Below are 7773 nucleotides of genomic sequence, written 5' to 3'. Positions count from 1 at the left end.
TGACGGCTCCTGGCTCGGCTCCTCGGACGGCTCCTGGCTCGGCTCCTCGGACGGCTCCTGGCTCGGCTCCTCGGACGGCTCCTGGCTCGGCTCCTCGGACGGCTCCTGGCTCGGCTCCTCAGTCGGCTCCTCAGTCGGCTCCTGGCTCGGCTCCTCAGTCGGCTCCTGGCTCGGCTCCTCAGTCGGCTCCTGGCTCGGCTCCTCAGTCGGCTCCTGGCTCGGCTCTTCGCTCGGCTCCTCCGCGGGCGGGCCGTCGCTCCCGTAGACCGCAGCCCACGGCAGGCCGTTGATGCTCGCCTCGTAGCCCGTGATGTCGCTGTCCCCGCGCTCCACCGGCCAGAAGTACACGGTCGCCGACTTCTCCCCCGGCTGGACACGCACGACCCTCGGGGTTCCCGGCAGCGAACTGTCCGGCGTGACCGTGGCCGTCGCCACCTTGCCCGTGGTCTCCGTCCTGGGATCGTAGGCACGGACGTACAGGTTGTTGGACCGGTCGTTGACCAGATCGCGGAAGACCGCCTCGAACTTGCTCTCGCCCGTCTGGTAGACCTCCGCGCCGTTCCACGTGAGACGGTCGGACGAGATCTGCCACGCGGTCACGTCCACCCCGTTGTCCTCGCCCGGTGTGAACGTCACCGAGGCGGCCTCGTTGCCCGGCGTCGGCGTGCCCAGGACCGGCGCCTCGGGGCCGATACGCGGATAGATGCCGTTGGAGTCGTACGGGTTGGATCTGCCGGTGTTGTTACCCTCCGGCGTGTTGAAAGCGGTGACCTGGAAGGTGTAGTACTCGCCGTTCTTGAGGTTCGTGATGGTGCACGTCGTCAGCTTGGTGGCGCAGACCGGAATGCCGGAGGGGATGGGCTCCCCGATCTCGTCGCCGATGAACGTCTCGACCTCGTACCGGATGTCGGAGGGTCCGCCGTTCGTCTCGGAGGGCGCCCAGAAGACCTGGGCCTGCCGGTCCCCGGCCTCGGCCGACACCGCCCCGGGCATCCGGGGCAGCGTCCGCACGGCGATGGCGGTCAGGCCTTCGATGCCGGTCGCCACCTTGGTCGGCTGCCAGTCCGAGCGGCCCTTGCGCCTGATTTCACCGTCGGCCGACGCGTAGAACAGTTCGCCGGCCTCGGTGACCGCCACGTCGACCGGCGGGCTGTCCAGGCCGGAGACGAGGCCGGTCTCCGTCTTCGTCGCGGGGTCGTACTCGACGATCGAGGTGGACCGGCCGAGGTACAGCTTTCCTTCCGCGTCGGCGGCGAGGCTGACGGTGGGCTTCCCCGTGAGCACGGGCTGCACACCGTCGTCGACGGTGTACCGGAACAGGCCCCCGTCGTCACCGGCGACGAAGTACACCCCGGCCGCCGTGTCGACCACCTTGAGAGGTTGCACATCCGGCGCGAGGGTCGCCGCGGGCACGTCAGCCGGGCCCCGGGCCACCAGCGCGGCGGCGTCGGCCACGACCAGCCGGCCGTTCCGCACCGAGACGTCGGCGGCACTCGACAGATCCGGGAACAGCGACGCGCCCCACGTCTCGTCGGGCTTCAGCTCACGGACGAGCGGACCGGCCTCGGGCTTACCGGCGACATAGACGGTGCCGTCGTCGTCGAGGGCCACGCTGGTCGCGCCGGTCACCGGGAAGGTGTCCTGCGAGTAGCCGTACGAGCCGGCCCGGGTCAGGCCGTCCGACGCCGTGAAGTACAGCATCGTCTCGCCGAGGTCGAAGATCCGGGCCTCGGCCAGGGCCGGCCGGGCGCCGACCAGGGTGCCCAGAGTGACCACGAGCATCGCCAGCAGCACGGCACATCCGCGCCGCGGAATTGATCCGACCATTACGTCATCCCGTTCCGAGTCCGTCCTAATGTCGGACAAACACGAGGAATGCCGACGCATTCTCACGTTATGGCGACGACGGGGTTTCCACTCGCGATACGCCGGATGTCCTCAGAACGAAATCGGCCCCGACCAGGGCTATGCGTTGCCGGTGGGGGCCGGTTCCGTGGCCGGGCGGTGTTCCAGGGTTCGCACGTCGCGGCTGGTCAGCATGCCCGCCACGGCCAGCAGCATGACCGCCGCCGCGATCAGCAACGCGGTCTCGGCCCCCAGCGCGTGGGCGACGGGGCCGGCGGCGACCTGGCCGATCGGGATCGCGACGACCGAGCCGAGCATGTCGTACGAGTAGACGCGGGCCAGCTTGCCGGGCGGGATGTATTCCTGCATCGTCGTCTCCCACGCGATGCCGAACTGCTCGACCGCCACCCCGCCGGCGAACGCGCACACCACCAGCACCCCGATGACCGGCTTGATCGCCATCCCGGCCGGAAGCAGGGCCTCACCGGCCACCGCGATCACGCCGAAGGCCAGCAACCGGCGCACTTTCAGGCGGATGGCCAGCAACGCGCCGGCGATCAGGCCCGCGGTCTGGGCGGCCAGCACCAGGCCCCACAGGCGGCGGCCCACGGTTTCGTCGGCCACGACCGGGCCAAGCACGCCCAGGCCGGCGGCTCCGGCGGCATTGAGGAACATGAAGCCGATCACGACCGCCCACAGCCAGGTGCGTGAGGCGAACTCGGTCCAGCCGTCGCGCAGGCCGGCCAGCACGCCCGGTCTGGGGGCGGCCGGGTCGTGCAGGCCGGGCACCTTGATCAGGGCGAAGCAGATGCCGCTGAGCGCGAACGTGGCGGCGTCGGCGGCCAGGCCCCAGCCGGGACCGACCGTGGCGACCAGGATGCCGCCGGCCGGCGCGCCCAGGATCAACGCGGTGTTGCCGCTCAGCCGGCTGAGCGCGTTGGCCTGTTTGCGGATCGGCTCGGGCACGGTCTGGGGCAGCAGCGCCGAGACCGCGGGCCAGGCCAGCGCGGCGGCCAGGCCGTTGACCGCCGACAGCATCATCAGCAGCGGCACGGTCGCGGTGCCGGTGAGCACCGTGGCGGCGATCGCGGCCTGGGTCACCGCGGCGACGGCGCTGGAGGCGACCATGACCAGGTGGCGGGGCAGCCGATCGGCGATGACCCCGCCGAGCAGCAGGAACACTATGTTTGTGAGCGACCGCGCACCCACGACCAGGCCCAGGTCGGAGGCCGAGCCGGTCAGGTCGAGCACGGCGAACGCCAGCGCGATCGGCGCCACCGCGTTGCCCAGCATCGAGATCATGCGGCCCGCGGTGAGCAGGCGGAACGCCCCATAGCGCAACGGAGCCAGTGCAGCGCCCAATCGCCGGCCCCTCGTCGAGTTTCGTCCCTGGCGAAGCCGAACCTATCGCCGATCGATGGCCGCCGCTGCCCCCGCCGGACGCCCGGACCACTGAGCGGGAAACGGGCTCGAAGATGTCGTACCCACGAGGCAGGATCGGGCCATGAAGGTGCATGAGCGGATCGACGGGCGGTTGCGGAGCTTCATCGAGGCGCAGCCGATGTTCTTCGTGGCCACCGCGCCCAGTGGCCCGGGCGGGCACGTCAACGTCTCGCCCAAGGGCATGGGCGGCACGTTCGTGGTGCTGGGCGAGCACCGGGTGGCCTATCTCGACTATCACGGCAGCGGCGCCGAGACGATCGCCCACCTCAACGACAACGGGCGGATCACGCTGATGTTCTGCGCGTTCCAGGGCCCGCCCAACATCGTCCGCCTGCACGGCCGGGGCCGGTCGGTGGCGGTCACCGAGCCGGAGCACGCCGAGATGCTGCGCGCCTTCCCCGCGCCGCCCGACACCCACGGCGTCCGGTCGGTGATCGACGTCGAGGTCGAACGGGTGAGCGACTCCTGCGGATACTCGGTGCCGCTGATGACCTACGAGGGCGACCGTGACCTGCTGATCCGCTCGCACGAGCGCCGTTCCGAGGCCGACCTCGCGACCTATCGGCGGGTGAAAAACGGCGCCAGCATCGACGGCCTGCCCGTGTTCAATCAATCAGCCTGATCACGGCGGCCGGGCAGCGGTCGACCGCCTGCTCGATCGCCTCCCGTTCCGTCTCCGGCGGCGACTCGGCCAGCAGCACCACAACGGCGTCCTCCGGGTCCTGGTCGAAGACGGCGGGTGCGGTCAGCGCGCAGTTCCCGGCCCCGATGCACCAGTCACGTTCGAGGGCGACCTTCACGACCACCTCACCGGCAGATCAACCGGCCCCCGTACGACGGAGTCCTGTTTCCATTCGATCTGCTCGAACGGCACGGCGGGCCGCAGGGCCGGCACCCGGCGGGCCAGAGCTTCCAGCACGGTGGTCAGCTCCATCCGGGCGATCTGCTGCCCGACGCACGCGTGCGCGCCGTGCCCGAATCCGAGGTGCGCGCCGGGTTTGCGGCCCACGTCGAGCGTGTCGCCGTCGGGATACAGGTCCGGGTCCCGGTTGCCCGACTGCACGGCCACCACCACGTAGTCGCCGGTCCGGATCCGCTGCCCGTGGATCTCGGTGTCCTCGGTGGCCTGGCGCAGCAGCCCGGTGCCCGCGGCCAGATAGCGTACGAGCTCCTCGGTCGCTGTAACGGCCAGCGCGGGCTCGGCGCACAACCTCTCCCACTGCCCCGGGGTGTTCCAGAGACAGACCAGCCCGTACGTGATCATGGACGCGGTGGTGTCGAACCCGGCGATCAGCAGAGCGCCGTTCATGTCGGTCAGCTCGGCATCGGTCAGCGGGCGCTCGCTGCCGGCGCTGTGTTCGATCATCCGGCTCAGGACGTCGTCGCCCGGTCGTTGGCGGCGCGTGGCGACCAGCTCGTAGAGGTACCGCCAGAGCGGTTCGAGCGCGACGCGCAGCTCCTCCATCGTGGTCGAGGTGGTGAACAGCGCCGTGGCCGCGTCGTGCAGCAGATTCCGCCGGTCGGGCGGCACCCCGATCAGCTCGGCGATCACGGCGGTGGTGATCGCCGTGGAGAACCGGCTGTGCAGCAGGTACGGCTGCGGCGAGGCCAGCATGCGGGTGATGGCCTCGTCGGTGATCTGCTCGACCAGCGGCTTCAGCTCGGCCAGCCGCCGGGCGTGCGACACCTGCGGCGCGAAGTTGCGCCGGATCCGGACGTGTTCCGGCCCGTCGAGCTGGGCGAAGCCGTTGATCGGCGCCTCGGGCCCGCTGAACGCGGCGAGCACGTGGGCAGCCTGCCCCGGCCGGGTCGAGTAACGCCGACCGTCTCCGAGCACCTGCCGCACCCCCGCGTAGTCGGAGACGAGCCAGGCGTCCAGTCCGGTCGGGCAGGTCACCCGGACGACCCGCGGCCCGGCCCGCAGTCCCGCGTATTCCGGCGGTGGGTCGAACGGCAGCCGTTCTTCCTCGGGCATGGGTAACGCACGCAGAGACATCCCCGCCTACCTCCACTATGTGTAGTCGGCCACACACATTACGCGACTTCGACCAAGGTCGATATGTAGCCGATGTGCCGAGTCGGCCCGCGGCCCGGCGATCACCGGCGATATGCTGGCCGACGGCCCGCCGGACCCTTTCCTGACCGCGATCGCGCAGTCCTGCGCGGTCCGGAGCCGACCAGGCAGGAGCCAGCCGACGTGCGTGACACCGACACCGCCGGGCCACCCCGGACCGCCCGGATCGTCGCCGCCGTAGCCGCCGGCGGGGTCCTCGGCGCGTCCGCCCGATACGGCGCCACGCTTCTGTGGCCCGGCCATCCCGGCGGCTTCCCGTGGACCACGTTCTGGGTCAACGTCACCGGCTGCGCCGCCATGGGCGTCCTCATGGTCCTGCTCACCGAGATGCTGACCCCGCACCCGCTGGTTCGGCCGTTCCTGGGCACCGGCGTTCTGGGCGGCTTCACGACGTTCTCGACCTACATCGCCGACGCCCAGCATCTGCTCGACACCGGCCGGGCCGTCATCGCGCTGCTCTATCTGGCCGCCACCCTGACCGCCGCGCTGCTGGCCACCCACATCGCGGCCACCGTCACCCGCCGCTTGGCAACCCCCCGCCGATGACCTGGCTCATGGTGATGCTGGGCGCCGCGGTCGGCGCTCCCCTGCGCTACCTGACGGACCGAGCGATCCAATCCCGCCACGACTCCGGCTTCCCGTGGGGCACGCTGACCGTCAACGTCGCCGCCTGCGCCATCCTGGGCCTGCTCACCGGCGTCGCCGCCCCCACCACCGTGCAGCACCTGATCGGCCCCGGCCTGTGCGGCGCCTTGAGCACCTATTCCACCTTCTCGTACGAGACCCTGCAGCTGGCCCGCACCGGCCCGACCCTCGCCGCCGTAGCCAACCCCATCGTCAGCATCCTGGCCGGCCTGGGCGCCGCCGTCCTGGGCCACTCGCTGGGCGTCGCTCTCAGCTGACCCGTCCCGTCCTCAGCCGGAGGCTCACCGTCCTCGATCAGGCGCCCATTCCGGCCGGACATTCGCCGCATGCCCAGCGCTCCTCACCGCCACCGCAGGCCTCACCGGCCCGACTGTGGCGGTCGCCTCAGCGCCTTCGACGACAGACTCCAGCCGGTTCCTCCAGACGCCCGGAGCGCGGCAATGAGTGCGCGACAAGACCCGTCTGCGTGTCCGGCAACTCACCGCCGGACAGTACATATCGCGCCGGGATGGAAGCATGACGACATGACTCCAGAACAGCACTCCACACGCGCAGAGGAGCTCGCCGCGGAAGCCGAGCAGCTCTACAGCGATCTCCGGCTCGACGTAGAGGCTGCGGGGAACGTCGACCAGACGATCTGGGGCTTCCTCGACACCACCATCAGGTTGGGCCAACTCCATGCCGCTCTCGCACAGCAGCATTCGGCGTCCGCGCCCCCGGAGACCTTCGGCACTGGCGGGGCTGCAGGCAGGCAGGAATCTCGGTGAAGGCGAGCGAGCCTCATGTGCGACAGCGGCCTGGAAAGTTACGGTGACCAAGTGGCGGCCCGTATCACCGAACTGGTCCTCGACGCACGCGATCCCGAACTGCTGGCGCGATTCTGGTGCGAGGTGCTGGGCTATGTGGAACTGCAACGCGATGGCGAAGACATAGAGATCGGGCCGCCTGAGGCCGGTTTCGGCGGCCCGCAGCCCACGATCGTCTTCAACCGCACAGACGAGCCCAAGGCGGGCAAGCTGCGTCTGCACATCGATGTGAACGCCACCGACCGGGACCAGGCCGCCGAGCTCGAGCGGTTGCTCGCGGCCGGCGCCCGCAAAGCCGACATCGGTCAGACCGGCGCCGAGTCATGGCATGTGCTCGCCGACCCTGAAGGTAACGAGTTCTGCCTGCTGAGGCGACGAGTACCCCCGGTTTAGACGGCCGACGCCCGCTCGCGCGCCGGGCCGCCCCGGCGCGCGTCACGCGCGTGACAGGTTCACCGCCGGCCGTCGCACGCGGTCGGCGGCGGATGAGGAGGCGGCCCGTCCGGTACGAGAATGGGAAGGGGACCGTGGAGATCAAGGTGTGGATGGACGACTGGCAGATGCAGTGCTGCGGAGAGCCGTTCGCGGTGGGCGACGAGGTCTCCTGGACGCTGCGAGACCCGGACACCGAATGGCTGGAACTCGTGCTTGGCCGCGACTCGGCCGGTGGCGTAGACCAAGCGGAAGAACATCACGGAGGCGTAGGCGAGGACGTCACACCGACGGCAGGGATCGTCACCTCGATCGATGCAGTGCGCTGTCGCTATGCCCCGCTGCCCAACGAAGCGCCGACTCAGCTCGCCCCTGTTGCCGGGTCCGGCACTCTCGACCCGATCCGATCAGCAGACGGGTGGACACCCGATCGAGGCGACCTCAAATTCTCCGGCTACCTCGTGCAGCTGGAGGTCGAGCAGGACGAGCAGCCCGCGCCATGACGGGTAGAACAATGCTCCGGCCTCG

At 70.3% G+C, this 7773-nt stretch carries 10 protein-coding genes; 6 read left to right on the top strand and 4 right to left on the bottom strand.

What is annotated here, in order from left to right; genetic code table 11:
• Positions 1–1794 (bottom strand): fibronectin type III domain-containing protein (locus ACZ3I4_RS41515; protein WP_465387630.1); only part of this gene is annotated, 1794 nt, incomplete at its 3' end.
• A 171-nt stretch (positions 1795–1965) separates the two neighbouring features.
• Positions 1966–3186: an MFS transporter gene (locus ACZ3I4_RS41510; RefSeq protein ID WP_465387629.1), complete on the bottom strand. Its 1221-nt coding sequence runs from the start codon at positions 3184–3186 to the stop codon at positions 1966–1968.
• A gap of 163 nt (positions 3187–3349) precedes the next feature.
• Here ACZ3I4_RS41510 and ACZ3I4_RS41505 point away from each other — a divergent pair, with 163 nt between their 5' ends.
• Positions 3350–3910: a pyridoxamine 5'-phosphate oxidase family protein gene (locus ACZ3I4_RS41505; RefSeq protein ID WP_465387628.1), complete on the top strand. Its 561-nt coding sequence runs from the start codon at positions 3350–3352 to the stop codon at positions 3908–3910.
• Here the strand turns inward: ACZ3I4_RS41505 and ACZ3I4_RS41500 are convergent.
• The gene (locus ACZ3I4_RS41500; RefSeq protein ID WP_465387627.1) at positions 3894–4088 is read right to left on the bottom strand and encodes a ferredoxin; all 195 of its coding nucleotides are present in this window, start codon (positions 4086–4088) and stop codon (positions 3894–3896) included. The genes ACZ3I4_RS41505 and ACZ3I4_RS41500 overlap by 17 nt on opposite strands.
• Positions 4085–5263 (bottom strand): cytochrome P450, encoded by a 1179-nt coding sequence (locus ACZ3I4_RS41495; RefSeq protein ID WP_465387626.1) that lies wholly within the window; start codon positions 5261–5263, stop codon positions 4085–4087. The genes ACZ3I4_RS41500 and ACZ3I4_RS41495 overlap by 4 nt, the downstream gene beginning before the upstream one ends.
• Before the next feature lie 222 nt (positions 5264–5485).
• Between ACZ3I4_RS41495 and ACZ3I4_RS41490 the strand changes: the two genes are divergently transcribed.
• From ACZ3I4_RS41490 to ACZ3I4_RS41470, 5 genes are all read left to right on the top strand, one after another.
• Positions 5486–5908 carry a FluC/FEX family fluoride channel gene (locus ACZ3I4_RS41490; protein WP_465387625.1) on the top strand — a complete coding sequence of 141 codons (423 nt, stop codon included), beginning with the start codon at positions 5486–5488 and terminating at the stop codon, positions 5906–5908.
• Complete coding sequence (locus ACZ3I4_RS41485) at positions 5905–6264, top strand: fluoride efflux transporter FluC (protein WP_465387624.1); 360 nt, start codon at positions 5905–5907, stop codon at positions 6262–6264. Before ACZ3I4_RS41490 ends, ACZ3I4_RS41485 begins: the two co-directional genes overlap by 4 nt.
• Before the next feature lie 267 nt (positions 6265–6531).
• Positions 6532–6774 carry a hypothetical protein gene (locus ACZ3I4_RS41480; protein WP_465387623.1) on the top strand — a complete coding sequence of 81 codons (243 nt, stop codon included), beginning with the start codon at positions 6532–6534 and terminating at the stop codon, positions 6772–6774.
• A gap of 51 nt (positions 6775–6825) precedes the next feature.
• Positions 6826–7206, top strand: a complete 381-nt coding sequence (locus tag ACZ3I4_RS41475; protein ID WP_465387622.1) for a VOC family protein — start codon at positions 6826–6828, stop codon at positions 7204–7206.
• 134 nt (positions 7207–7340) lie between these two features.
• On the top strand, positions 7341–7748 hold the full coding sequence (locus ACZ3I4_RS41470) for a DUF6578 domain-containing protein (RefSeq protein ID WP_465387621.1): 408 nt from the start codon (positions 7341–7343) through the stop codon (positions 7746–7748).
• Positions 7749–7773: the final 25 nt, after the last annotated feature.

It is taken from the genome of Actinoplanes sp. NPDC021490, assembly GCF_055562135.1.
The sequence above is the reverse complement of the archived record's forward strand: the minus strand, read 5'-3'. Positions and strand labels throughout refer to the sequence as shown.

What these genes read in the sequence shown, in the direction of transcription:
- ACZ3I4_RS41485 (WP_465387624.1), top strand. Translation starts at nt 5,905, where the DNA reads ATGACCTGGCTCATGGTGATGCTGGGCGCCGCGGTCGGCGCTCCCCTG.
- ACZ3I4_RS41495 (WP_465387626.1), bottom strand. Translation starts at nt 5,263, where the DNA reads ATGCCCGAGGAAGAACGGCTGCCGTTCGACCCACCGCCGGAATACGCG.
- ACZ3I4_RS41480 (WP_465387623.1), top strand. Translation starts at nt 6,532, where the DNA reads ATGACTCCAGAACAGCACTCCACACGCGCAGAGGAGCTCGCCGCGGAA.
- ACZ3I4_RS41505 (WP_465387628.1), top strand. Translation starts at nt 3,350, where the DNA reads ATGAAGGTGCATGAGCGGATCGACGGGCGGTTGCGGAGCTTCATCGAG.